The 22211-nt window shown below is 68.0% G+C and carries 20 protein-coding genes; 7 read left to right on the plus strand and 13 right to left on the minus strand.

What is annotated here, in order from left to right:
• Positions 1-4 precede the first annotated feature (4 nt).
• On the minus strand, positions 5-850 hold the full coding sequence (locus tag AC0IZS_RS11780) for an ABC transporter permease (RefSeq protein WP_471635777.1): 846 nt from the start codon (positions 848-850) through the stop codon (positions 5-7).
• 54 nt (positions 851-904) lie between these two features.
• Between AC0IZS_RS11780 and AC0IZS_RS11785 the strand changes: the two genes are divergently transcribed.
• From AC0IZS_RS11785 to cynS, 6 genes are all read left to right on the plus strand, one after another.
• Entirely contained in the window at positions 905-2119 is a 1215-nt protein-coding gene (locus AC0IZS_RS11785) for a sensor histidine kinase (RefSeq protein ID WP_471635778.1), read from the plus strand.
• On the plus strand, positions 2116-2802 hold the full coding sequence (locus tag AC0IZS_RS11790; RefSeq protein WP_471635779.1) for a response regulator: 687 nt from the start codon (positions 2116-2118) through the stop codon (positions 2800-2802). The genes AC0IZS_RS11785 and AC0IZS_RS11790 overlap by 4 nt, the downstream gene beginning before the upstream one ends.
• A 146-nt stretch (positions 2803-2948) precedes the next feature.
• On the plus strand, positions 2949-4352 hold the full coding sequence (locus tag AC0IZS_RS11795) for a CmpA/NrtA family ABC transporter substrate-binding protein (protein WP_471635780.1): 1404 nt from the start codon (positions 2949-2951) through the stop codon (positions 4350-4352).
• A 170-nt stretch (positions 4353-4522) separates the two neighbouring features.
• Positions 4523-5392 (plus strand): nitrate ABC transporter permease, encoded by an 870-nt coding sequence (gene ntrB, locus AC0IZS_RS11800; protein ID WP_471635781.1) that lies wholly within the window; start codon positions 4523-4525, stop codon positions 5390-5392.
• Complete coding sequence (locus AC0IZS_RS11805; protein ID WP_471635782.1) at positions 5382-6248, plus strand: ABC transporter ATP-binding protein; 867 nt, start codon at positions 5382-5384, stop codon at positions 6246-6248. The genes ntrB and AC0IZS_RS11805 overlap by 11 nt, the downstream gene beginning before the upstream one ends.
• A 104-nt stretch (positions 6249-6352) precedes the next feature.
• The gene (gene cynS, locus AC0IZS_RS11810) at positions 6353-6796 is read left to right on the plus strand and encodes a cyanase (protein ID WP_057199926.1); all 444 of its coding nucleotides are present in this window, start codon (positions 6353-6355) and stop codon (positions 6794-6796) included.
• Positions 6797-6829: 33 nt separating this feature from the next.
• On the opposite strand, the gene AC0IZS_RS11815 is transcribed toward cynS, so the two are convergent.
• From AC0IZS_RS11815 to AC0IZS_RS11850, 8 genes are all read right to left on the minus strand, one after another.
• The gene (locus tag AC0IZS_RS11815; RefSeq protein ID WP_471635783.1) at positions 6830-7585 is read right to left on the minus strand and encodes an anti-sigma factor; all 756 of its coding nucleotides are present in this window, start codon (positions 7583-7585) and stop codon (positions 6830-6832) included.
• The gene (locus tag AC0IZS_RS11820) at positions 7582-8148 is read right to left on the minus strand and encodes a sigma-70 family RNA polymerase sigma factor (protein WP_471635784.1); all 567 of its coding nucleotides are present in this window, start codon (positions 8146-8148) and stop codon (positions 7582-7584) included. The genes AC0IZS_RS11815 and AC0IZS_RS11820 overlap by 4 nt, the downstream gene beginning before the upstream one ends.
• A 159-nt stretch (positions 8149-8307) precedes the next feature.
• Positions 8308-8886: a DUF3455 domain-containing protein gene (locus AC0IZS_RS11825; protein ID WP_471635785.1), complete on the minus strand. Its 579-nt coding sequence runs from the start codon at positions 8884-8886 to the stop codon at positions 8308-8310.
• A gap of 140 nt (positions 8887-9026) precedes the next feature.
• On the minus strand, positions 9027-10307 hold the full coding sequence (locus AC0IZS_RS11830) for an FAD-dependent oxidoreductase (RefSeq protein WP_471635786.1): 1281 nt from the start codon (positions 10305-10307) through the stop codon (positions 9027-9029).
• On the minus strand, positions 10304-11458 hold the full coding sequence (locus tag AC0IZS_RS11835) for an acyl-CoA dehydrogenase family protein (protein WP_471635787.1): 1155 nt from the start codon (positions 11456-11458) through the stop codon (positions 10304-10306). Before AC0IZS_RS11835 ends, AC0IZS_RS11830 begins: the two co-directional genes overlap by 4 nt.
• 56 nt (positions 11459-11514) lie before the next feature.
• Entirely contained in the window at positions 11515-12084 is a 570-nt protein-coding gene (locus tag AC0IZS_RS11840) for an OsmC family protein (RefSeq protein WP_057199931.1), read from the minus strand.
• 76 nt (positions 12085-12160) lie between these two features.
• A complete protein-coding gene (locus AC0IZS_RS11845) occupies positions 12161-13060 on the minus strand; it encodes a sulfurtransferase (protein WP_471635788.1) in 900 nt (299 codons plus the stop codon).
• Positions 13061-13295: 235 nt separating this feature from the next.
• The gene (locus AC0IZS_RS11850; RefSeq protein WP_471635789.1) at positions 13296-14894 is read right to left on the minus strand and encodes a sigma-54 interaction domain-containing protein; all 1599 of its coding nucleotides are present in this window, start codon (positions 14892-14894) and stop codon (positions 13296-13298) included.
• A gap of 116 nt (positions 14895-15010) precedes the next feature.
• Between AC0IZS_RS11850 and purT the strand changes: the two genes are divergently transcribed.
• Positions 15011-16213 carry a formate-dependent phosphoribosylglycinamide formyltransferase gene (gene purT, locus AC0IZS_RS11855; RefSeq protein WP_471635790.1) on the plus strand — a complete coding sequence of 401 codons (1203 nt, stop codon included), beginning with the start codon at positions 15011-15013 and terminating at the stop codon, positions 16211-16213.
• 6 nt (positions 16214-16219) lie between these two features.
• Here purT and AC0IZS_RS11860 read toward each other — a convergent pair whose 3' ends face one another.
• The 4 genes from AC0IZS_RS11860 to AC0IZS_RS11875 all read right to left on the minus strand — a co-directional run bounded on the left by AC0IZS_RS11860 (position 16220) and on the right by AC0IZS_RS11875 (position 22206).
• Entirely contained in the window at positions 16220-17161 is a 942-nt protein-coding gene (locus tag AC0IZS_RS11860; RefSeq protein WP_471635791.1) for an ATP-binding cassette domain-containing protein, read from the minus strand.
• Between the two features lie 199 nt (positions 17162-17360).
• Complete coding sequence (locus tag AC0IZS_RS11865; RefSeq protein WP_471635792.1) at positions 17361-18494, minus strand: GGDEF domain-containing protein; 1134 nt, start codon at positions 18492-18494, stop codon at positions 17361-17363.
• Between the two features lie 34 nt (positions 18495-18528).
• A complete protein-coding gene (locus AC0IZS_RS11870; protein WP_471635793.1) occupies positions 18529-20010 on the minus strand; it encodes an AMP nucleosidase in 1482 nt (493 codons plus the stop codon).
• A gap of 111 nt (positions 20011-20121) precedes the next feature.
• A complete protein-coding gene (locus AC0IZS_RS11875) occupies positions 20122-22206 on the minus strand; it encodes a putative bifunctional diguanylate cyclase/phosphodiesterase (RefSeq protein ID WP_471635794.1) in 2085 nt (694 codons plus the stop codon).
• Positions 22207-22211 lie beyond the last annotated feature (5 nt).

Here is a 22211-nt window from a genome sequence, read left to right on the forward strand (position 1 = left end):
CCAGCTAGCTGCGAAAGCGCTGGCGCGTGAGCGCCAGTGCCACCCAGAAGGCCACCACCGTGGTCACCACCAGCACCAGGCCATGGCGCCAGGGATGGGCGGGCCACTGGTCCATGAACAGCGGGCGCACCAGCTCCACGGCATTGGTCAGCGGCAGCCAGTCCGAGATGTCACGCACGATGGGGGGCAACTGCTCGCGCGGGAAGAACACGCCTGACAGGAACATCATCGGCGTGAGCACCAGCGTGAAATAATAGGTGAAGAAGTCGTAGCCTTTGGCCAGCGCGTTGAAGATCAGCGCAATGCTCGAGAACATGATGCCCACGCCCAGCAGCACCGGCCAGGCCACCAGCAGCTTGGGGCTGTGGCTGATGCCCAGCGCCAGCATCACCCCAAGGATGGCGGTCACGGTGAACAGCGCCTTGAACGCCGCCCAGAGCATCTCGGCCAGCACCACGTCGTCGAGCCGCACGGGCGCGTTCATGATGCCGTCCCAGGTCTTTTGCACATGCATGCGCGAGAAGGCGGAGTACAGCGCTTCGAAACTCGCGGCATTCATGGCGCTCATGCAGATGGAGCCGCTGGCCAGGAACAGGATATAGGGCACCTTCGTCATGCCACCCTCCGCGGCCACGTTCACCTGCCCCACCAGGGCCCCCATGCCGTAGCCGAAGGCCACCAGCCACATCAGTGGCTCGGCGATGTTGCCCACCAGGCTGGGGATGGCCAGCTTGCGCCAGACCAGCAGGTTGCGCAGGAACACAGGCCACCAGCGCGCGGACAGCGAGGGAGGCATCCACACGGATGGCGTGGGTGGTGGAAGCGGGGTCGATGGGGTGGCGGCTTGCATGCCCCTATTGTGCTGTGCATCGGCCGGGCATGCCCATTGCTTGTGCCCCGGGGCATGAGCGCCAACAACGTCCTGCACCTGCCTCCCACCGCCCATGCGCTGTGGCGCGAGCGGCTGGGCCTGCTGCTCGAATCCACGGGCGAGGGCGTGTTCGGCATCGACCTGGCGGGCGACTGCGTGTTCATCAACCAGGCCGGCGCGCGCATGCTCGGCCTGGCTGCGGGCGACGTGATGGGGCGCAACATGCACGCGCTCACCCACCACTCGCACCCTGACGGCAGCCCCTACGCGGACAGCGACTGCCCGATCTTCAACGCTTTTCGCAGCGGACTGCCGTGCCGGGTGGACAGCGAGGTGTTCTGGCGCCACGATGGCTCGGCCTTCGCGGTGGAGTATTCGAGCCACCCCATCATGGAGGACGGCCGGGTGCATGGCGCGGTGATCACCTTCGTCGACATCACCGAGCGCAAGCGTGCCGCCGGCGAGCTGCAGCGCGCCCACGACGAACTGGCCCGCGCCAACGACGAGCTGGAGCGCCGGGTGGCCGCGCGCACACAGGAGCTGTCGCAGGCTCTGGGGCAATTGCGCGAACTCTCGGCCTATTCCGAGCAGGTGCGCGAGGACGAGCGCACGCGCATCGCGCGCGAGGTGCATGACGAGCTGGGCAGCCTGCTCGTGGCCCTCAAGATGGACGTCAACTGGCTGCACAAGCGCCTGGGCGAGCAGGGCGAGCGCACCCCCGAGGCCGCAGGCGACATGCGCCAGCAGATGCGCTGCAAGTGCCAGAACATGAGCCGCCTGATCGAGAATGCGGTGGACAACGTGGGTCGCATCATCACCGACCTGCGCCCGAGCATCCTGGACCACCAGGGCCTGTGGGCGGCGCTGGAGTGGCAGGCGCAGGAATTTGTGCAGTCGGCAGAATTGCAGCTGCGCTGGCAGATGGAGGTGTCCCAGGCGCTGCACCTGCCCGAGCCGGCTGCCATCGCGGTGTTCCGCATCTTCCAGGAGATGCTGAGCAACGTCGGGCGGCATGCCCAGGCCAGCGCCATTGCCATCCGCATCGACATTGAGGACGACCAATTGCAGTTGCGTGTGCAGGACAACGGAGTGGGCGCCACGCGCCAGGCGCTCGAAGCGCCCACGGCCTATGGCGTCATGGGCATGCGCGAGCGTGCGCGGCAGCTGGGCGGGCAGTTGCACATCACCAGCGAGCCGGGCGAAGGCTCGTGCCTGCAGCTGAGCATTCCGCTGGAGATGGCTCCATGAGCGCCCCGGTGCGCGTGCTCATTGGCGACGACCACCGCATCGTGCGCGAGGGCTTGAAGCAGGTGCTGGGCGACCCGGCCAACGGCCTGCCCGACATCGTGGTGGCGGCCGAGGCCACGCACGGCCAGGAGGTACTGGACCAGGTGGCAGCCCTCGGCGGCACGGCCGGCATCGACCTGGTGCTGCTCGACATCGCCATGCCGGGCATGGACGGACTGGAGGTGCTGCAGGCCCTGCGCAAGGCCTGGCCGGCCCTGGCGGTGCTGATGCTCAGCACCTACCCCGAGCGGCAGTACGCGGTGCGCTGCATCCAGATGGGCGCGGCCGGCTACCTGCACAAGAGCGCCGACCCCGACGACATGGTGGCCGCCGTGCGCAAGGTGGCGGCCGGTGGCCGCTACCTCACGGAGGCCACGGCCCAGGCGCTGGCAGGCGCGGTAGAGCGCACCGGGGTGGTGCGGGCGGCCCAGCAGGGCATGCCAGCCGGGGTGGACGCGCTATCGTACCGGGAGCACCAGGTGTTCCGCCTGCTCACGGCGGGGCAGAGCGTGGGCGAAATTGGTGCACAGCTCAAGCTCGCGCCCAATACGGTGAGCACCTACCGCGCCCGCATCCTCGAAAAAACCGGCGCGCGCAACGACGTGGAACTCGCGCTGCTGGCGCGCGGCACGCCTGCGGAGTGATTTTCGGGCCCTGCCGGGCCGATTTGTAGGGCTGCCCCTACACGCTGTAGACACGGCACCCACGAATTCACGACGGCGGGCCGGTACGGGCGGCAACTGGCCCGTGCCTTGCGTAGAGCCTGGCACCAACTTCTCCGAGGTGTGCCATGTCCGAATTCTTCTCGCCTTTCGATGCCGACCGCCCGTTGATGCTCAAGTGCAGCTGCGGCCGCGACCATTCGGCCGCAGACCACCATGCCGAAGTGTCTGCCGACGCTGCCGCCGCCACCCTGCGCCAGCGCAGCCTGACCAGCGAATTCGAGGCCTACAGCAACGAGTTCATCGAAGCCACCCTGGTCAAGGCGCTGTTCCCGCAGGACGCGGTGCGCCGGCGCTTCATCAAGGCGGTGGGCAAGGGCACGGCCATGGCGGCCATTGCCAGCGTGCTGCCCGTGGCCAGCATGCAGGCCATGGCACAGGAAAAAGGCGCGCTGGAGAAGACCAACCTGAAGATCGGCTTCATCCCGATCACCTGCGCCACGCCGCTGATCATGGCCCACCCGCTGGGCTTCTACAGCAAGCAGGGCCTGAATGTCGAAGTCACCAAGACGGCAGGCTGGGCGCTGATCCGCGACAAGATGATCAACAAGGAGTACGACGCCACGCACTTCCTGTCGCCCATGCCGCTGGCGATCTCCATGGGCCTCGGCTCCAACGCCACGCCGATGAACGTGGCCACCATCCAGAACGTGAACGGCCAGGCCATCACGATGAGCCTCAAGCACAAGGACAACCGCGACCCGAAGAACTGGAAGGGCTTCAAGTTCGCGATCCCGTTCGAGTACAGCATGCACAACTTCCTGCTGCGCTACTACCTTGCCGAGGCCGGCCTGAACCCCGACACCGACGTGCAGTTGCGCGTGGTGCCTCCGGCCGAAATGGTGGCCAACCTGCGCGCGGGCAACATCGACGGCTTTCTGGGGCCCGATCCGTTCAACCAGCGCGCCGTGTTCGAGGAAGTGGGCTTCATCCACCTGCTCACCAAGGACCTGTGGAACGGCCACCCCTGCTGCGCCTTCGGCACCAGCACCGAGTTCATCCAGAAGAACCCCAACACCTTCGCCGCGCTGTACCGCGCGGTGCTCACCTCTGCCGCCATGGCGCGCGACCCGGCCAACCGCGAGCTCATCGCCAAGGTGATCGCGCCGCAGGCCTACCTGAACCAGCCCGAGGCGGTGCTCACCCAGGTGCTCACCGGCAAGTTCGCCGACGGCCTGGGCAAGATCCAGAACGTGCCCGACCGCGCCGACTTCGACCCCATGCCCTGGCAGAGCATGGCCGTGTGGATGCTCACGCAGATGCAGCGCTGGGGCTACGTCAAGGGCGACGTGGATTACAAGCAGATCGCCGAGAAGGTCTTCCTGATCACCGACGCCAAGAAGCAGATGAAGGCGCTGGACCAGAAGGTGCCCGATGGCGCCTACCCCAAGTTCAAGATCATGGGCCGCGAGTTCGATGCCGCCAAGGCTGCCGAGTACGCGAAAAGTTTCCCGATCCGCAAGGTGACATGAAATGAAGCACCCCCTGAGTCGCTTCGCGCCTTCACCCCTCTCTCGCATTGCTGCGCAGTGCGGGAGGGGGACGCCCCCAGCGCGGCGGGGCGGCCCTTGCGCGGGGGCACTGGCTTCGGCCCTGCCCGTTTCGCGGGCTGGTGGATTTGTGCAGCGCACGGAGATTTGACATGGCAAGTTCCAAGAACCTCAACCTGCGCGCGGGCCTGTTGTCCGTGCTGATCTTCCTGGCCATTCTGGGCATCTGGTACGCGGCCACGGCGTCGTCGGGCCCCGCCAACAGCACGGCGGGCATGACGGCGGAACAGATCGAGTACGCCAAGATGATGGGCAAGGACCCGGGCGCCGGCACCAAGAGCAGCGGCTTCCCCTCGCTCGGCGAGATGGGCACCACGGTGTGGGGCCATGTGTCCAACCCGTTTTACGACAACGGGCCCAACGACAAGGGCATCGCCATCCAGCTCGCGCACTCGCTGGGCCGCGTGGCGCTGGGCTTCGGCCTGGCCTGCCTGGTGGCGATACCGCTGGGCTTCATCATCGGCATGTCGCCGCTGCTGCGCCGCGCGTTCGACCCGTTCATCCAGGTGCTCAAGCCCATCAGCCCGCTGGCGTGGATGCCGCTGGCGCTCTACACCATCAAGGATTCGTCGATCTCGGGCATCTTCGTGATCTTCATCTGCTCGGTCTGGCCGATGCTGGTGAACACGGCCTTCGGCGTCGCCTCGGTCAAGCGCGAGTGGCTCAACGTCTCGGCCACGCTGCAGGTCAACCCCCTGCGCAAGGCCTTCCTGGTGATCCTGCCGGCAGCGGCGCCCACCATCCTCACGGGCATGCGCATCAGCATGGGCATCGCCTGGCTGGTGATCGTGGCCGCCGAGATGCTGGTGGGCGGCACGGGCATCGGCTACTTCGTCTGGAACGAGTGGAACAACCTGTCGCTGACCAACGTGATCTTCGCCATCCTGGTGATCGGCGTGGTCGGCATGCTGCTCGACCTGGCCTTCGGCCAACTGCAGAAGGTGGTGACCTATGTGGAGTGACGTCGCCCAGCGCCCCGCTGCATCCGCCCCTGACGCACCGCAACGAAAGGCCTCTTCCGTGACCCAAGGCTTCCTCCAGATCGACCGGCTGAGCAAGGCCTACGTGCCGGCCAAGCCGGTGTTCGCCGACGTGTCGTTCACGCTCGACAAGGGCGAGTTCGTCTGCATCATCGGCCACTCGGGCTGTGGCAAGACCACCATCCTGAACGTGCTGGCGGGCCTGGATACCGCCACCTCGGGCACCGTCATCATGGACGGGCGCGAAGTGGCCGGCCCCAGCCTGGACCGGGGCGTGGTGTTCCAGAGCCATGCACTCATGCCCTGGCTCACCGTGCGCCAGAACATCGCCTTCGCCGTCAAGTCGCGCTGGCCCGACTGGAAGAGGCCCCAAGTCGATGCGCATGTGGAGAAGTTCGTCGCCCTGGTGGGCCTGTCGCCGGCCATCGACAAGAAGCCCTCGCAGCTGTCGGGCGGCATGAAGCAGCGCGTGGGCATTGCGCGCGCCTTCTCCATCCAGCCCAAGATGCTGCTGCTCGACGAGCCCTTCGGCGCGCTCGATGCGCTCACGCGCGGCACCATCCAGGACGAGCTGATGGCCATCGTGCGCCAGACGCAGCAGACGGTGTTCATGATCACGCACGACGTGGACGAGGCCATCCTGCTGGCCGACCGCATCCTGCTCATGAGCAACGGCAACGAGTCGCCCGCGGGCTACCACCCGGGCGGCATCGCCGAGGTGGTGGTGAACCCCCTGCCGCGCGAACGCACGCGCAGCAGCCTGCACCACCTGGACGGCTACTACGCGCTGCGCAACCACATCGTGGACTTTCTCGTGACCCGGGCCAAGGCCCACTGACCCCGCCAGAGACCGCCCCGCCGGGTCGCCTGCATGGGCGGCCGGGGAGATCTGCACCCTGAATTTTGCCCCCTGTTCCAACGTCCAAACCCAAAGGAGCCAACATGAACCGCAACGACGTCACCGAAAAGATCATCAGCACCAAAGTCTCGAAAGGCCTGCAATGGGACGCCATTGCCAAGAAGGTCGGCCAGTCCAAGGAATGGACCACCGCCCTGTGCCTGGGCCAGATGACCGCATCGCCCGAACAGGCCAAGGTGCTGGGCAAGATCTTCGGCCTCACGGCCGAAGAGCAGAAGTGGCTGCAGGTCGTGCCGTACAAGGGCTCGCTGCCCACGCCCGTGCCCACCGACCCGCTGATCTACCGCTGGTACGAGATCGTGAGCGTCTACGGCACGACCATCAAGGAGCTGATCCACGAGGAGTTCGGCGACGGCATCATGAGCGCCATCGACTTCAGCATGGACATCACGCGCGAGGCTGATCCCAAGGGCGACCGGGTGAATGTGGTCCTCTCGGGCAAGTTCCTGCCTTACAAGCAGTATTGAGACGGGCCCGGGGCGCCAGCGCACGGGGCCAGGTCAGAGTACCTTGACCGCCCGACCGATGAACTGGATGGGGCCCGTGGGCTTGCCGATGGGCGAGCCCGTGGGCGGCTCCAGCGTCAGCTCGAAGAGCTGGTTGGGCTGCAGTGGCGGCAGCTTGTCGAGTTGTACCTGCAGCGGCTGGCCGGGTTTGACCAGGCCCAGGGAGACGGGGCCGTTCCAGTCGTCGGCCTTGGTCCAGAACTCGAGCGCCTTGTCGGCAGGCACTTCGGCCACGCCCAGCGGGATCAGGCTGATCTGCTGTGGCGAGCTGGCCTGCACCACCCAGCCGGGCGCCTTGTCCTGCGGTGCCACCAGCACCACCATGAACTTCGGCGGCGCTGCCACGGGCGCGGTGCGGGTGACGAGTACCGCTGCCAGCACGGCGGCCATGGCAAAGCCCGATCCGGCGAGGGCGCGCCACAGACCCAGGTGGTTCCACCAGCCGCCGGAGCGGCTGCGCGGGGGCATTGTTGCCACGGGCGCAGCCTGCGCCCTGGTCTGCTGGCGCATGCCTTGCAGGGATGCCTCGATGCGCGAAGCCAGGTGGGGGGGCAGGGGCACGGGCTCGGCCAGCTGGGTCAGGGGCAGCAGCCGCTCCTCCCAGTCGTTCACCGCCTGCTGCAGCGCAGGCTCGGTGGCCAGGCGCTGCGAGACGGCCAGGCGCTCGGCCGCGGGCAGGGTGCCCAGCACGTACTCGCCGGCCAGCACCTGCAGGTCGTCGTTCGGGTCTTCGGGGTAGGGCGTGCTCATGCCATGCAATCCCGCAGCGAGGTCAGGCTGCGCCGTATCCAGGCCTTCACGGTGCCCAGTGGCGCGCCCAGGCGTTCGGCAATCTCGCCGTGCGAGCAGCCTTCCACATAGGCGTGCAGCACGCAGTTGCGCTGTGCCGGCTCCAGAGCCTCCAGGCAGTGCTGCAGGCGGCCCAGGCTGGTGTTCAGCTCGAAGCTGCTGGCGGCGTCATGGAAGGCCTGCACGGACATGTCGGCCTCCAGGGTGTGGGTGGTTTCTTCGTCGATGTCGACATGGCGGCGCGCGTTGCGCACGGCGTTCAGCGCCAGGTGGCGCACCACGCTGTAGATCCAGCCGCGCGCACTGCCGCGCGCTGCGTCATAGCCCGTGGCCCGGCTCCAGATGTTCACGCAGGCGTCGTGCACGATGTCCTCGGCCAGTGCCCGCTGGCGCACGATGCGCAGGGCCACGCCCAGCATGCGTGGGCCCTCGTGCTCGTACAGCTGGCGCATGGCCTGGCGGTCGCCGGCGGCGCAGCCGGCCAGGGCCGCTTCGTAGTCAAAATCGCCAGGGGTGTCAGGCACAGGTTGCGAGGGGCTTGGCACGGTCGGTTCGGTGGCTGGGCACCGCGCAGCGCGCGGGCCCAGAGCGTGAATGCATCGTAGCCGAGAAGCTCCTGAATCCACGCGCAATCCCCTGTACCGCAAGGGAATGCGTACACGCCTGCAATGGCAGGCGGTGTCTTACGCTGCCTTCCAGAAGATGTAGTCGGCCTGGTACTTCACGATCTGGCGCTCGCCCTTGTTGGCGGCGCTGCAGGCGGCAGCGGGGGCTGCGCCACCCTTCAAGGCCACGCGCTGGATGTAGGTCACGCCCGTCATGGCACCCGAACCCATGGCCGGGTTGGCCTTGACCAGTTGGTAGGGGATGTTGCCGGCACCGGCCGGGGCCACTGCCACCTGTGTGGCGGTCAGCTTGGATCCGTCCTTCGATTCCCAGGTGGCGGGCGGACCGTAGTAGGTGCCCACTTGCTTGCCGCCACGGTCATTGAGCACGGCCTTGGGGCCCACGAAGAACCATTCGGTCTGGCCAGGCGCGTTGGCCTTGTCGCGGCATTCGTAGGTGATCTCGCCCACGCCCACGGTTTCCATGGCGACCTTGTTGCCGCCAGGCACCTTCACGGTGTCGGGCAGGCTGTCCTGCGAGAACATGGGCCCGCTGCTGGAGCCCATCATCGAGCCGCAGGCCGTCAGCAGGGCTGCGGCGGCGATGGTGCCGGCCAGGGGGATGAGGCGGGAGATCGTTGGCTGGGTGGTCGTCATGGCGTTCCTCTTCTTCAAATGGGTTGAATGGACAGCAGCAAAAAAATGGGCTGCTGCAGGTACTACCCACGAAGACGCCTTTTGGATGCAGGCCGGCAGCAAAATAGTTGAAATATTTTTGCGTGCCCGGGTTTCGCCGATCAGAGGCTCATGGGCCAGGAGCTGGTCTTGACCCGGATGGAGGCTGGCCGGGGCTCATACGGCACATCGCCCGCCCCCGCAATTGCCGCAGCGATGGTGCGTGCCTGCCGCGCGATCGGCTCGATGAAGCGGCTGGCCTGCCCGCCGATGGTGATGCAGTCGCCCAGCGCGTGGATGCCCTGCACGCTGGTCTGCAGCTGCTGCGGCGTCACGGCGATGCCGCCGTCCCAAGCCAGGCCGGCACTCTGCGCCAGGCGCGGCGGGGTCTGCAGGCCGGCGGCCACGATCACCTGGTCGGCCGTGAACTGCCGGCCGTCGGTGGTGGTCAGCTGCAGGGAGCCCTCGGGGTTGGGAACGGCCAGCGCGTCGAGCGAGGCCACGCCAACGCCGCCGACGAACGCGATGGGCAACTTGCCCCATGCCGCCAGCAGCTCGCTGGCGCGGGCTTCGCCGGCACAGCGCGCCAGCGGCAGGGGCTCGGTGTCGAGCAGCGTGATGCTGTGGCCGCCCAGCGCCAGGTCATTGGCCAGCTCGCAGCCGATGAGGCCGGCGCCCACGATGAGCACCCGGCGTGGCGTGTGGCCCAGGGCCGCGCGCAGGCGCTGGTAGGCCTGCAGGTGGTTGATGCGCCAGCACAGCGCGGCCGGCAGCCCCGGGGGCAGGGCAGCGCGCGCGCCATGGGCCAGTACCAGGTGCTGGTAGCGCAGCGGGCCGCGCGTGGTGCGCAGCGTGCCACCGTTGGCAGATGTGTCGATGCGCACGGCATGCGTGTGTGCCAGCAGGCGTACGCCCAGGCGCGTCGCTGCGGCCGCGCCGCTCTCGCGCACCAGGCGTTCGGTGGGCAGGTGCTTGGCCATGGCGATGGACAGCTGCGGCTTGTCGTACAGGTCGCCGCTGCAGTCGGTCACCATTGTGATGGGGCGCTGCGCGTCCAGCGCGCGCAGGGCTTCGGCCACCAGCCAGCCCGCACGGCCGGCGCCCACGATGACAACGCCAGGCCGGGCGTTGCGTTCGGGGGTGGGTACAACTGCCGTGCCGCTGCGTGCCTGGGCTTTCAATGCCTCCATGCTGGGCGCCAGGTAGGGCTCGAAATCGCCCTTGGTCACGCCGCACAGCGGACAGGCCCAGTCGTCAGGGATATCGGCATAGCGCGTACCGGGCGGCAGGCCACCGTCGGGGTCGCCTTGTGCCTCGTCGTAGAGGTAGCCGCAGGCGTGGCAGATGTACTGGAGCCAGGGGTCGTCGGCCAGCGCGGAGTGGGTGGTGGCGGCAGCGCTCATGCCGGCATCTCCTCGGTGGACAGGCGCGCGATTTCCTTGCGCAGGTGCTTGATGGCCGGGGTGACGATGGCCACGAAGTGCGATTCGCGCACGCGGCGCTGCACCTCCGAGCTCATGAGGTAGCCGCGCGCGCCCTGGTGCATCAGGGCCGACTGGGCAGCGCGCAGGCACAGCTCGGCGCCGTGGGCGCGGGCGTCCAGCACGTCGATGAAGAAGTCGGTGCGGGTGTCGAAGGGCGTCTCGGCCAGCCGCATCACGCGCGCGGTCAGCGCGTCGAGTTCGGCCTGCAGGGTATCGGGCCGGTCTTCGAGGAACTGGTTGACATGGCCGAGCTGTGCCTCCACCGCCCACATCGAGTCGATGGCCCCCTGGGTGATGCCCACCGCCATGCCGCACTGCAGCATGACGAAGGCGGCGCGGATGCGCGCGATGGTCGGCCGTGTCGGGTCGGCCAGGGTGTGGTCCGCACCGACGAAATGGTCCTTGAGGCGCAGCGCATAGGTGCCCGTGCCCTCCATGCCCGAGAAGCTCGGGCACTCGCGCATCTCCACGCCTGGCGCACCGCAGCGCAGCAAGAACATCAGCTCGCGTGGCGCGCTGCCTTCGGGCTGGGCGATGGCCGCCACGGCGCCGCAGTAGTGGTCGGGCCCCAGGTTGCTCACCCAGGGCAGGGTGCCGTTCACGAGGTAACCGCCCTCCACGGGCGTGGCCTTGAGCAGCAGGGATTCGATCTGGGCGTAGCTCTTCATGGGGTTGGACAGGGCGGTGCCGCCCAGGCCGACCCCGCTGGCATGGCGCTGCAGCACCTCGCCCATCAGCGCGGGGTTGCCCGATTGCTGCAGGTACAGCCCGCACACCGCCTGGCACCACAGCATGAAGCCGGTGGCGCCGCACACGCGCGAGACCTCGGCCATGGCGCGGATGGCCAGGCCATAGTCCGCCGGGCCAGCCGTGCTGTCCAGATGCACCGCCATCGCGCCCACGGCGCCCAGTTGCTGCAGCTCGGCGCGCGGGTAGTAGCCCACACGGTCGATGGCCTCGGCCTGCGCGGCCAGCGGGCCCTGGGCGATGGCGCGAACGGCGGCGATCAGTGCGTCGCCCTGCAGGGCGCCTTCCAGGTGGAGTTGGGGAGGGAGGTCGGCGGGGTTCATGGGGGCAGGGTCCTTGGGTGTGCGCGGCAGGGCAAAGACGGGAACGGGCGGGCAGCTCAGTCGGCCAGGCTGATCTCGAACGGGATCGGGTTGCGCATGCTGTTGGCCACGGGCGAGTAGAAATTGGCGTGCTGCACGATCTCGTCGAGCACTTCGCGCGGTGCGTCGCCCTCGATCAGCACCTTCACGCGGATGGCCTGGAAGCCCATCTCGGGTGGCAGCTTCTGCAGCGCGCCACCGGCGCCCCAGGCGGCGGGGTTGCCGATGTCGCCCTCCATGAAGATCTCGATCTTGCTGAGTTGGACCTGCTTCCAGGTGGCCACGGCGGTGATGCCCACGGCCAGGCAGCCGCCCAGGCCCGAGAGCACGATCTCGCCCGGGGCGGGCGCCGTGTCCTGGCCGAACAGGTGCAGCGGCTCGTCGACCACCACCGGCGTGTGCTGGCCCACGGTGCTCAGTGAGCGGTACTGCCCCTCCATCACCGTGTGGACCTTGTTGGTGCCGCGGCTGGCGGGGTTGTTGCGGCCCTTCTCGGCAAAAGCCATCAGGCCATCGCGGTCGATGGGACGCAGCGCGGTGTGGACGGTGGTGACGGGGGCGGTGGGTTCCAGCAGGTCGGTGGACATGGTTTTCCTTGGAGGCAGTGATAGAGAAACAAAAGAACCGGAAAGGGAGGGCGGGGCAGCGTGCCCCGGCCGGTGGTCAGGCCGCCAGGGCCAGCGCGGGCTTCCTGGCCGTGCGCAGCAGCGGCAAGCCGCTCTCGATGGGCAGCTTGTCGTCACGCGACCACTCGTTCCACGAGCCGAAGTACATGCGCACGTCGGCAAAGCCGGCCTGCTTGAGCGCCAGGAAGGTGTTGGACGCACGTGCGCCCTTGAAGCAGTACAGGTACACCGTGTCGCTCGGGGCGATGCCGGCCGTGGCGCATTCGGCTCGCACCTCGTCCGGCGACTTGAAGACCGGGCCCTGGGCTGAGGGCTTCATGAAGCGGTACCACTCCACCCACTTGGCGCCTGGCAGGCGGCCCTTGCGGGGTGCGAAATCCTTGCCGTAGGGGCTGGAGCTTTCGCCGATCCACTCGTCCACGTCGCGCACGTCCAGCAGCACGGTGTCGGTGCCCAGGGCCTCGGCCACGTCGTCCTTGGTCAGCATCACATCGGCGGTGGCCAGGCTGGTCGGGAAGATCGCGGGCGTGGGCACCACAGCTTCGGTGGAAACCGGCAGCTCGGCCGCCTTCCAGGCCGAGTAGCCGCCGTTCAATACCTTGACCTGGGGGTAGCCCAGCCAGGTCAGCAGGTAGTAGCCGCGGCAGGACTGGCCGTAGCCGCTGTTCAGTGCGTCTTCGTAGAACACCGCCGTCTCGGCGCCCGACAGGCCGATGGCCCCCAGGTGCGCGGCAAAGGTGTCCTTGAGTTCCTGTAGGCCTTCGGGGCTGGAGGTGGCCAGGAAGGTGAAGGTCTCGCGCAGGTTCACCGCGCCCGGGATGTGGCCCAGGGCATAGGTGTCGGCGTCGCGGGTGTCGATCAGGACGACAGGCTCTGCGGCCTGCAGGGCCAGCAACCGGGTGGGCGAGATCAGGACGGCGTCGGAATCGGTGCTCATGGAAAACCTTTCGATGCGGTGGTGGGCAGGATGGCCTGCCTCCCTTACCGCAACAGGTGTGCCAGAGTGGCCGATTCAGAGTGAAATCCCATGAAAGCGCTTTCCATGCTATTCCGGATGCTACTCAATGAATAGCAAAAATGGGCTTCATGGCCTCGAATGCAAGGGCTGTTGGCGACTGCCCTGAACACTGTGTCGACAAATTGTCGACACAGTGGCGGGCCTGCCACCAGGCTCAGCGCAGGCCCGCCTTGCGCAGGCGGTAGCTGAACTGGCGCAGAGTGAGGCCCAGGCTTTGCGCCGCCCGCGACTGGTTGCCGTGGTGCTCGGCCAGCGCTGCCTGCAGGGTGTGGGCGCTGTGGGAATGCGCAGGGGCGTAGTCGCGCACCAAGGGCGCCTCACCCGGCGCCTGCGCCGGGGGGGCTGCCACGGGGGCCGCCTGGGTGGCCATGGCGCCAGGAAGGAAGCGGTCCAGCTCCGCATCGGTCACCAGCGTGTCGTTGGCCAGCAGCACCAGGCGCTCGATCAGGTTGCCCAGTTCGCGGATGTTGCCGGGCCAGGGGTGGGCTTCCAGGCGCGCCAGGGCATCGGGCGCCAGGTTCACGTTGCGCTGGTGGGCTTGGTTGGCGCGGCTCACGAAGTGCAGCGCCAGCGCGCGGATGTCCTCGCGCCGCTCGGCCAGCGAGGGCAGGCGGATCGGGATCACGTTGAGCCGGTAGTACAGGTCCTGGCGGAAGCGCCCGGCCTCCACCTCGCGCGCCAGGTCGCGGTTGGTGGCAGCCACCAGGCGCACGTTGACCTTCACCTCGCGCTGCCCGCCCAGGCGCACCAGCGTGCCTTCCTGCAAGGTGCGCAGCAGCTTCGATTGCATGGCCAGCGGCAGCTCGCCGATCTCGTCGAGGAAAATGGTGCCGCTGTCGGCCTGCTCGAACCAGCCCGCGCGCGCGGTGCTGGCGCCCGTGAAGGCGCCGCGTTCGTAACCGAACAGCTCCGACTCGAACAGCGCATCGGGTATGGCCGAGCAGTTGACCTTGATGAAGGGCCGGTCGCGCCGGCCGCTGGCCAGGTGCACGGCGCGCGCGAACAGCTCCTTGCCCGTGCCCGACTCGCCCAGTAGCAGCACCGTGGCCTGGGTCTGCGAGACGCGTTCGAGCTCGCCCAGCGCCTGCAGCAGCGGCGGCGAGTTGCCGATCAGCCCATAGCGCGCGCTCTTGGTGTTGAGCGCATTGGCCAGCACGGCGTTGCGTGCTTCCAGCTGGCGCGTCTGCTCGGCCACCAGGGCTTCGAGCTGCAGCAACTGGCCGACCAGCGTGGCCAGCACGCGCAGCACGGCCAGGTCGTCGTTCAGGTGGCGCTGGCGGCTGCGGATGCGGTGGCAGGCCAACACCCCGATGGGCGCGTGGTTGAGTTCGATGGGCAGGGCGATGAAGGCCACCGTCTCGGGCGGCAGGTGGCTGCGCTGCACCGCGCGCGCCAGGAACAGCGGCTCGGCATCGATGTCCTGCACGATGGCCGGCTGCCCCGTGGCCAGCACCCGCCCGGTGATGCCCTCGCCCCAGGCGTAGCGACCGCGCTGCACCTCGGCCTGGGTCAGGCCATAGGCGTGCTGGATGGACGCGGTGCGCACCGCACCGGCCTCGGCTGCATCCACCAGCACGATGCGCCCGCGGTTCAGGCCCAACAGCTCGCTCATCAGGTGCAGCATCTCGCGCAGCACCAGTCCGGGTGCCAGACTGCGGCCGATCAGGCGCATCACCTCGCGCATCAGCAGCAGCTCCTGCGCATGCCAGTCGGGCTGGGTGCGCGGGTGGCCAGAGGCGGGCGGGGCGGTCATGCCCCGGGTGTTGCAAGTTCTGCGCCACGCGGGCGGCCTCGGGTGCATTAAAGTCGGCACCCACGGGCCGCCTTGCGGGCGGCAAAACCCCTCTACCTTCTGTCGAAAGCACCGCCATGACCACCTTCGGAACCCCCCTGTCCCCCCATGCCACCAAAGTCATGCTGCTGGGCTCGGGCGAACTCGGCAAGGAGGTGCTGATCGCGCTGCAGCGCCTGGGCGTGGAGACCATCGCCGTCGACCGCTACGAGAACGCCCCCGGCCAGCAGGTAGCCCACCACCGCCGCACCATCACCATGAGCGACCCGGCCCAGCTCAAGGCGCTGATCGAGGCCGAGCGCCCGCACCTGGTGGTGCCCGAGATCGAGGCCATCGCCACCCCCATGCTCGAAGAGCTGGAAGCCGCCGGTACCGTGCGCGTGATCCCCACCGCCCGCGCCGCGCGCCTGACCATGGACCGCGAAGGCATCCGCGTGCTGGCCGCCGAAACCCTGGCCCTGCCCACCAGCCCCTACCAATTCTGCAATTCGCTCGAAGAGCTGCAGGCCGCCATCGACGCCGGTATCGGCTACCCCTGCATCGTCAAGCCGGTGATGAGCAGCTCGGGCAAGGGCCAGAGCAAGATTGACGGCCCCGACGATGTGAAAAAGGCCTGGGACTACGCCATGGCCGGCGGTCGCGTGAGCCACGGCCGCGTCATCGTCGAGGGCTTCATCGACTTCGACTACGAGATCACCCAGCTCACCGTGCGCGCCGTGGGTGCCGATGGCCAGATCGAGACCCACTTCTGCGACCCCATCGGCCACGTGCAGGTCAGCGGCGACTATGTGGAAAGCTGGCAGCCCCACCCCATGCACCCGGCAGCGCTCGAAAAATCGCGCCAGATCGCCAAGGCCGTGACCGACAACCTGGGCGGCCAGGGCCTGTTCGGCGTGGAGCTGTTCGTCAAGGGCGAGGATGTCTGGTTCAGCGAAGTGAGCCCGCGCCCGCACGACACCGGCCTGGTCACCCTGTGTACCCAGCACCAGAGCGAGTTCGAGCTGCACGCCCGCGCCATCCTGGGCCTGCCCGTGGACACGAGCCTGCGCAACCCGGGCGCGAGCGCAGTGATCTACGGCGGGGTGGACGCCGTGGGCATCGTCTTCGACGGCGTGGAGGATGCCCTGCGCGTGCCGGACACCGACCTGCGCCTCTTCGGCAAGCCTGAGAGCTTCACCAAGCGCCGCATGGGTGTGGCCCTGGCGCGTGCGGCAGACGTGCACACCGCGCGCGACAACGCCAAGCTTGCCGCCAGCAAAGTCAAACCACGTAAGGTCTGACCGTCTTCAACCATCTTCGCGGATCTGCCGGCCCGTGAGCTTGAGGAACAGGTCCTCCAGGTTCGCAGGCCGGTGCAGGGTGCGCAGGTGCGTGTGCGCGCCCAGCGCGTGCAGCAGCGGCTGGGCGTTCTGGGTATAGAAGAACACCGTTTCGCCGCTGACTTCCACGCGCGCCGCCAGGGTGCGCAGCGCGGCATCTTCGGCCAGCGCCACGGCGCCCACGCCGAAGACTTCCACCACGTCGGGCTCCAGGTGCTGGGCGATGAGTTCGCGCGGGCGGCCCTCGGCGATCTTCTTGCCATGGTCGAGCACCAGCAGGCGCGAACACAGGCGCTCGGCCTCGTCCATGAAGTGGGTGGTCAGCAAAATGGACTTGCCCTGCTGCAGCAGCAACTGCAGGCGCTCCCACATCAGGTGGCGGGCCTGGGGGTCGAGGCCCGTGGTGGGCTCGTCCAGCAGCAGCAGGCGCGGGTCGTTGACCAGGGCGCGCGCCAGGCTCAGGCGCCGCTTCATGCCGCCCGACAACTCACCGGGTTTGGCGTTCGCCTTGTGCGTGAGGGCCGCGAATTCGAGCAGTTTGGGCACGCGCTCGTCCATGGCCGGGCCCTTGATGCCGAAGTAGCGGCCGAACACACGCAGGTTTTCGTAGCAGGTGAAGTCCGGGTCCAGCGTGTCGAACTGCGTCACCACGCCGATCTGCGCCTTGATGGCCAGGGCGTCGTGCGGCATGTGCAGGGGCGCGGCACCAGCGCTGGGGTAAAAGCGCACGCTGCCGCTGTCGGGGTTGGCCAGCCCCAGGCACATGCGGATGGTGGTGGTCTTGCCCGCGCCGTTGGGGCCGATCACACCCAGGCATTCACCGGGGGCGATGGCGAACGAGACATCGTTGACCACGGTGGTCTCGCCATAGCTTTTGCGCAGATCGCGCACTTCGAATAGATCCGTCATGCACCGATTGTGTGCGATACCGGAATACGGGGTGCGCTCAGAGGCTGGGAGTTTTTTGGCCGTGTCCGAGGGGCGCGCCAGAACGCCCTGGATCTAGGCGCAAAGCACAGCCATAGCTCGGGCTATGGCGAGCATTTGCAACGACGATCCGGGGTGTTTTGGCGTGCAAGGCGGGCATGGACGAAAGACTCTCAGCCTCTCAGGCTTCGACCATGCGGCCGCGGCCCTGGGCCTTGGCCAGGTAGAGCGCGGCATCGGCCCGGGCCATCAGGTCCGGCAGGCGCGTTTCCGCAGGAAGCAGCACGGCCATGCCGGCGCTGTAGTCGAGCGCAAAGCCCAACTCGGCGGCGCTGGCGTCCTGCAGGCGCGTGCGCAGGCGGCGGTCGAAGGCAATGCCTGCAGGCGCGCTGTTGTGCAGCAGCAGCACGCCGAATTCCTCGCCCCCGAGCCGCCCGACCAGGTCGCCGGTGCGGCAGGTTTCCTCGAGCAGGCGGGCAAAGAGTTTCAGGGCGCGGTCACCCGTCTCGTGGCCATGGGTGTCGTTGATCTGCTTGAAGTAGTCCAGGTCCAGCACCAGTGCCGTGAGTGGCAGGTGGTGGCGCCAGGCGTGCGAGAGCATGTTGTCCGCCTGCTTGGTGAATCCGCGCCGGTTGAGCACGCCGGTGAGCCCGTCGGTCATCGCCAGGGCGCGCAGCTTCTGCTCGGCCTCGGCACGCCAGGCCACCAGCAGGGCCACGGTGCCCAGCACCAGGCTCACGTTGGTGGCCACGGCGGCGGCCAGGTTGACGGGGTGGGGTGTGCGAAAGCTCGGGTACTGGTCGGTGAAGGCGCCCAGCATGCCGCGCGCCAGGGTGAACGCCGCCGAGGTGACAAGGCAGGCCATCAGCAGGCGCCGCCAGCGCGGGTCGGCATAGCGTGCAGGGTAGAGCGTGGCGCGTGCCACGATGAGCAGGATGGCGGCCATCAGCAGGTTGGCCCAGCCCACGCGCCAGGCATAGTCGCCAAAGGCGAGCGTATAGCCCAGCGGGGTGATCACCACCAGCACCAGCAGCAGGGACTTCAAGGGCCGCTCGCCCAGCCATTCGCCCAGGGCGCGGTACAGCATCCACTGCGCCAGCGCATTGCAGGCCACCGACAGGGTGGACAGGGCCTGGTCCCACCAGGACCCGGCCGCGATGATGGCCGCCCAGGCCGTGGCCTGCAGCAGCATGCTGGCCTGCACATAGCGGGCCGCGGGGCTCACGCCGGGGCCCATGATCAGCGGCAGGGCGGCCGAGATCATGAACAGGTTGGCGGCCATCACCGCCATCAGTGTCAGAAAGTCCAGTGGCATGGCTGGGGGCGCCGCCCTGCGGCAGGGGATGGTTTTACTGGAATGCGACCTCGGCAAAGCTGCGCAGCTTGCGGCTGTGCAGGCGGTGGATGCCGCCCTCGCGCAGAATCTCGATGGCGCGCATGCCGATGCGCAGGTGCTGGTCCACCCGCTCGCGGTAGAAGTGGTTGGCCATGCCGGGCAGCTTGATCTCGCCATGCAGCGGTTTGTCGCTCACGCACAGCAGGGTGCCGTAGGGCACGCGAAAGCGGAAACCGTTGGCCGCGATGGTGGCGCTTTCCATGTCCAGCGCCACGGCACGGCTCTGGCTGAAGCGGCGCTGGGGCATGTTGTCGGGCAAGAGCTCCCAGTTGCGGTTGTCGGTGCTGGCCACGGTGCCGGTGCGCATGATGCGCTTGAGGTCGGCTTCGGCGATCTGGGTCACGTCGGCCACGGCCTGCTCCAGCGCCACCTGGATCTCGGCCAGCGCCGGGATGGGCACCCACAGCGGCAGTTCCTCGTCGAGCACGTGGTCCTCGCGCACGTAGGCATGCGCCAGCACATAGTCGCCCAGTTGCTGGCTGTTGCGCAGGCCGGCGCAGTGGCCCAGCATCATCCAGGCGTGCGGGCGCAGCACGGCGATGTGGTCGGTGATGGTCTTGGCATTGGCCGGGCCCACACCGATGTTGACCATGGTGATGCCGCTGCGGTCCTGGCGCACCAGGTGGTAGGCGGGCATCTGCGGCAGGCGCGGCGGCGCCACGCCCAGGGCGTCGGCCTCGGCCGCCGGCAGGCCGGTGCGGCGCGTGATCACGTTGCCCGGCTCGATGAAAGCCACGTACTCGCTGTCGGGCTTGGCCATCTCGGCATGGCCCAGGCGCACGAACTCGTCGATGTAGAACTGGTAGTTGGTGAACAGCACGAAGTTCTGGAACCACTCGGGTGCCGTGCCGGTGTAGTGGCGCAGGCGATGCAGCGAGTAGTCCACGCGCGGCGCGGTGAACAGCGACAGCGGCTGTGCTTCGCCCTGGCGCGGGGCCCAGGTGCCGTTGGCGATGCCGTCGTCCATGGCGGCCAGGTCGGGCAGGTCGAACACGTCGCGCATCAGCATGCGGCGTTCCTGCGTCAGCGTGCCTTCGATATGGTCGTGCTCGGCGAACGAGAAGTGGATCGGGATGGGCTGGGCGCTGGTGCCCACTTCCAGTTCCACGTTGTGGCTCTTGCGCAGCAGGCGGAACTGCTCGGCATAGTAGTCGCCAAACAGGTCCGGGCGGGTCAGCGTCGTCTCGTAGCGGCCGGGTCCCTCCACGAAGCCATAGGCCAGCTTGGTGTCCGCCCGCGCCACCGTCGCGGTGTGGATGCGCACGAAGGGGTAGAAGGCGCGCACATGCCCCCCCGGCGTTTCGCCGGACACGAACTGGTGCATGGCCTCGCGCAGGTGGCCGATCTGCTGCTGGTAGATACGCTGCACCTGGGCCAGGGCCTCGGCAGGGTCGGTGTGGCGGGTGGGGGCGATGAAGTCGGGGATCAGGGGCATGGCCCTATTGTCCACATGCGGCGGGGTGGTGGGGATGACAGCTACCTGCCCGGCACCAGAAATTCACGGGAAACCGCCGTATCGTGTCCTCTCCCGGGGCTGGTGTGGCGTTCAGGCCGCAGTTTGCGCGCCTTGGTCCAGCAGCCACTGGCGAATGGCCGGGGCGTCCAGCGGCACGGAGATCAGGTGTCCCTGGACCAGGTCGCAGTCCAGACTGCGCAGCAGGGCCATCTGCTCGGCGGTCTCGACCCCTTCGGCCACGGTCTTGAGCTGCAGGCTGCGGCCCATCTGCACGATGGCCGTGACGATGGCCACGTCATCGGCGCTGCCCGGTGTGTCCATGACGAAGGAACGGTCGATCTTGAGCTTGTCGATGGGGTAGCGCTTGAGGTAGGCCAGCGACGAGTAACCTGTGCCGAAATCATCGATGGAGATGCCCACGCCCAGCTTCTTGAGAGCATTGAGCGTATCGAGCACCTGGCCGTTCTGGTGCATCAGCACCGATTCGGTCAGCTCGATCTCCAGGTACTGCGGTGCCAGGCCCGTGGCCGTGAGGGCGGCGGCGATCTCGCCGGCCACATCGCGCTGGCGGAACTCCAGGGCCGACAGGTTGACGGCCACCGGCACCAGGGCCAGGCCCTCTTCCTGCCAGGCCTTGAGCTGGCGGCAGGCCTCGTGCAGCACCCAGCGGCCAATCGGGGTGATGAGCCCGCGCGACTCGGCGAAGGCGATGAAATCGATGGGACCCACCAGGCCACGCACCGGGTGGCGCCAGCGCACCAGGGCCTCGAATCCCCGGAGCGTGCCATCCGCGAGGCAGATCTGGGGCTGGTAGTGCAGCACGAAGGCGTTGTCCGCAATGGCCTCGCGCAGCAGGCGCTCCTGCTGCAGCACTTCCATGGCGCGCAGGTCCATGCCGGGTTGGTAGAACTGGCGGTTGCCGCGGCCACTGTCCTTGGCCTGCTGCATGGCCGCGTCGGCGCAGCGCAGCAGCGCATCGCCGGTGGCCCCGTCGTCCGGAAACAGGCTGATGCCGATGGACGGCGACATGGTCAGCGGCAGGTGGCCCACCGTGAAGACGGTGCGCATGGCCTGCAGCACGGCGTCGGCTACCCGGGCTGCATCCTCAGGCGTCTCGATGCTGGTGAGCACCAGCACGAACTCGTCGCTGCCCAGGCGGGCCACCACGTCGGCGTCACCGACGCTGTGGCGCAGCCGGTCGGCCACCTCGCGCAGCAACTGGTCGCCGGCGTGGTGGCCGAGCGAGTCGTTCACGGTCTTGAAATGGTCGAGGTTCACGAACAGCACCGCCACCTGGCCCTGGCGTCGCCGGGCCAGCGCCTGGGCCAATTGGTCCATCAGGTGGCGGCGGTTGGGCAACTGCGTGAGCGAGTCGTGCAGGGCGTTGAAGGCCTCGCGCTCCTGTGCCTGCTTGCGCGCCGTGATGTCGCGCACCACCACGATGCGGTAGTCCGCATGGTGGAACGGCATGGTCTTGCCCACCACCTCCACCGGGATGGCATGGCCGTCCTTGTGGCGGATGGTGACTTCGTAGGGGTCTTCGCGGCCGCTGCGCGTGTAGTCGAGCGCCACGGCGCGCCATTCGGGGCTGATGAAGTTGAAGATGGACAGGCCCACCACCTCGTGCAGCGCATAGCCGGTGAGCCGGTACAAGGCCTCGTTGCCGTCGGAGATCAGGCCGTCGCGGTGGAATACGATGGCCTCGTCCGTGGCTTCGGTGAACTTGCGCATGCGCTCTTCGCTCTCGCGCACCGAGCGCTCGGCGCGCCAGCGCTCGGTGATGTCGGTGATCAGCACGAAGGAGCCCAGTTGCCGGTCCTTCTGCGCGCCTTCGAAGTGCGGGATGAGATTCACTTCGATCATGCGCACTTCGCCATTGGGCAGGGTCTGCTCGCGCGCGTACTTGACGTGTTCGCCCCGGGTGGAGCGCTCCACGTGGGGCTGTATGGCCTGCCAGGCCTTGTCGCCGATGGCCTGCTGCACCGTGAGGCCGAGGATGGATTCGGTGGAATGGCCGTTGTAGGCCGCATAGCCCTGGTTGGCAAACAGGCAATGCAGGCCGGGCAGGTCGAAATAGGCCATCAGCGCGGGCACGGAGTCCGCGATCAGGCGCAGCAGCAGGTCGCTGGAGCGGCCCTGCTCGGCGGTGCTGGATGCGTTGATCGTTTCTGGCATGTACC

It is taken from the genome of Acidovorax sp. AC410 (assembly GCF_979253235.1).

What these genes read in the sequence shown, in the direction of transcription:
- AC0IZS_RS11780 (WP_471635777.1), bottom strand. Translation starts at nt 850, where the DNA reads ATGCAAGCCGCCACCCCATCGACCCCGCTTCCACCACCCACGCCATCC.
- AC0IZS_RS11785 (WP_471635778.1), top strand. Translation starts at nt 905, where the DNA reads ATGAGCGCCAACAACGTCCTGCACCTGCCTCCCACCGCCCATGCGCTG.
- AC0IZS_RS11790 (WP_471635779.1), top strand. Translation starts at nt 2,116, where the DNA reads ATGAGCGCCCCGGTGCGCGTGCTCATTGGCGACGACCACCGCATCGTG.
- AC0IZS_RS11795 (WP_471635780.1), top strand. Translation starts at nt 2,949, where the DNA reads ATGTCCGAATTCTTCTCGCCTTTCGATGCCGACCGCCCGTTGATGCTC.
- ntrB (WP_471635781.1), top strand. Translation starts at nt 4,523, where the DNA reads ATGGCAAGTTCCAAGAACCTCAACCTGCGCGCGGGCCTGTTGTCCGTG.
- AC0IZS_RS11805 (WP_471635782.1), top strand. Translation starts at nt 5,382, where the DNA reads ATGTGGAGTGACGTCGCCCAGCGCCCCGCTGCATCCGCCCCTGACGCA.
- cynS (WP_057199926.1), top strand. Translation starts at nt 6,353, where the DNA reads ATGAACCGCAACGACGTCACCGAAAAGATCATCAGCACCAAAGTCTCG.
- AC0IZS_RS11815 (WP_471635783.1), bottom strand. Translation starts at nt 7,585, where the DNA reads ATGAGCACGCCCTACCCCGAAGACCCGAACGACGACCTGCAGGTGCTG.
- AC0IZS_RS11825 (WP_471635785.1), bottom strand. Translation starts at nt 8,886, where the DNA reads ATGACGACCACCCAGCCAACGATCTCCCGCCTCATCCCCCTGGCCGGC.
- AC0IZS_RS11830 (WP_471635786.1), bottom strand. Translation starts at nt 10,307, where the DNA reads ATGAGCGCTGCCGCCACCACCCACTCCGCGCTGGCCGACGACCCCTGG.
- AC0IZS_RS11835 (WP_471635787.1), bottom strand. Translation starts at nt 11,458, where the DNA reads ATGAACCCCGCCGACCTCCCTCCCCAACTCCACCTGGAAGGCGCCCTG.
- AC0IZS_RS11840 (WP_057199931.1), bottom strand. Translation starts at nt 12,084, where the DNA reads ATGTCCACCGACCTGCTGGAACCCACCGCCCCCGTCACCACCGTCCAC.
- AC0IZS_RS11845 (WP_471635788.1), bottom strand. Translation starts at nt 13,060, where the DNA reads ATGAGCACCGATTCCGACGCCGTCCTGATCTCGCCCACCCGGTTGCTG.
- AC0IZS_RS11850 (WP_471635789.1), bottom strand. Translation starts at nt 14,894, where the DNA reads ATGACCGCCCCGCCCGCCTCTGGCCACCCGCGCACCCAGCCCGACTGG.
- purT (WP_471635790.1), top strand. Translation starts at nt 15,011, where the DNA reads ATGACCACCTTCGGAACCCCCCTGTCCCCCCATGCCACCAAAGTCATG.
- AC0IZS_RS11860 (WP_471635791.1), bottom strand. Translation starts at nt 17,161, where the DNA reads ATGACGGATCTATTCGAAGTGCGCGATCTGCGCAAAAGCTATGGCGAG.
- AC0IZS_RS11865 (WP_471635792.1), bottom strand. Translation starts at nt 18,494, where the DNA reads ATGCCACTGGACTTTCTGACACTGATGGCGGTGATGGCCGCCAACCTG.
- AC0IZS_RS11870 (WP_471635793.1), bottom strand. Translation starts at nt 20,010, where the DNA reads ATGCCCCTGATCCCCGACTTCATCGCCCCCACCCGCCACACCGACCCT.
- AC0IZS_RS11875 (WP_471635794.1), bottom strand. Translation starts at nt 22,206, where the DNA reads ATGCCAGAAACGATCAACGCATCCAGCACCGCCGAGCAGGGCCGCTCC.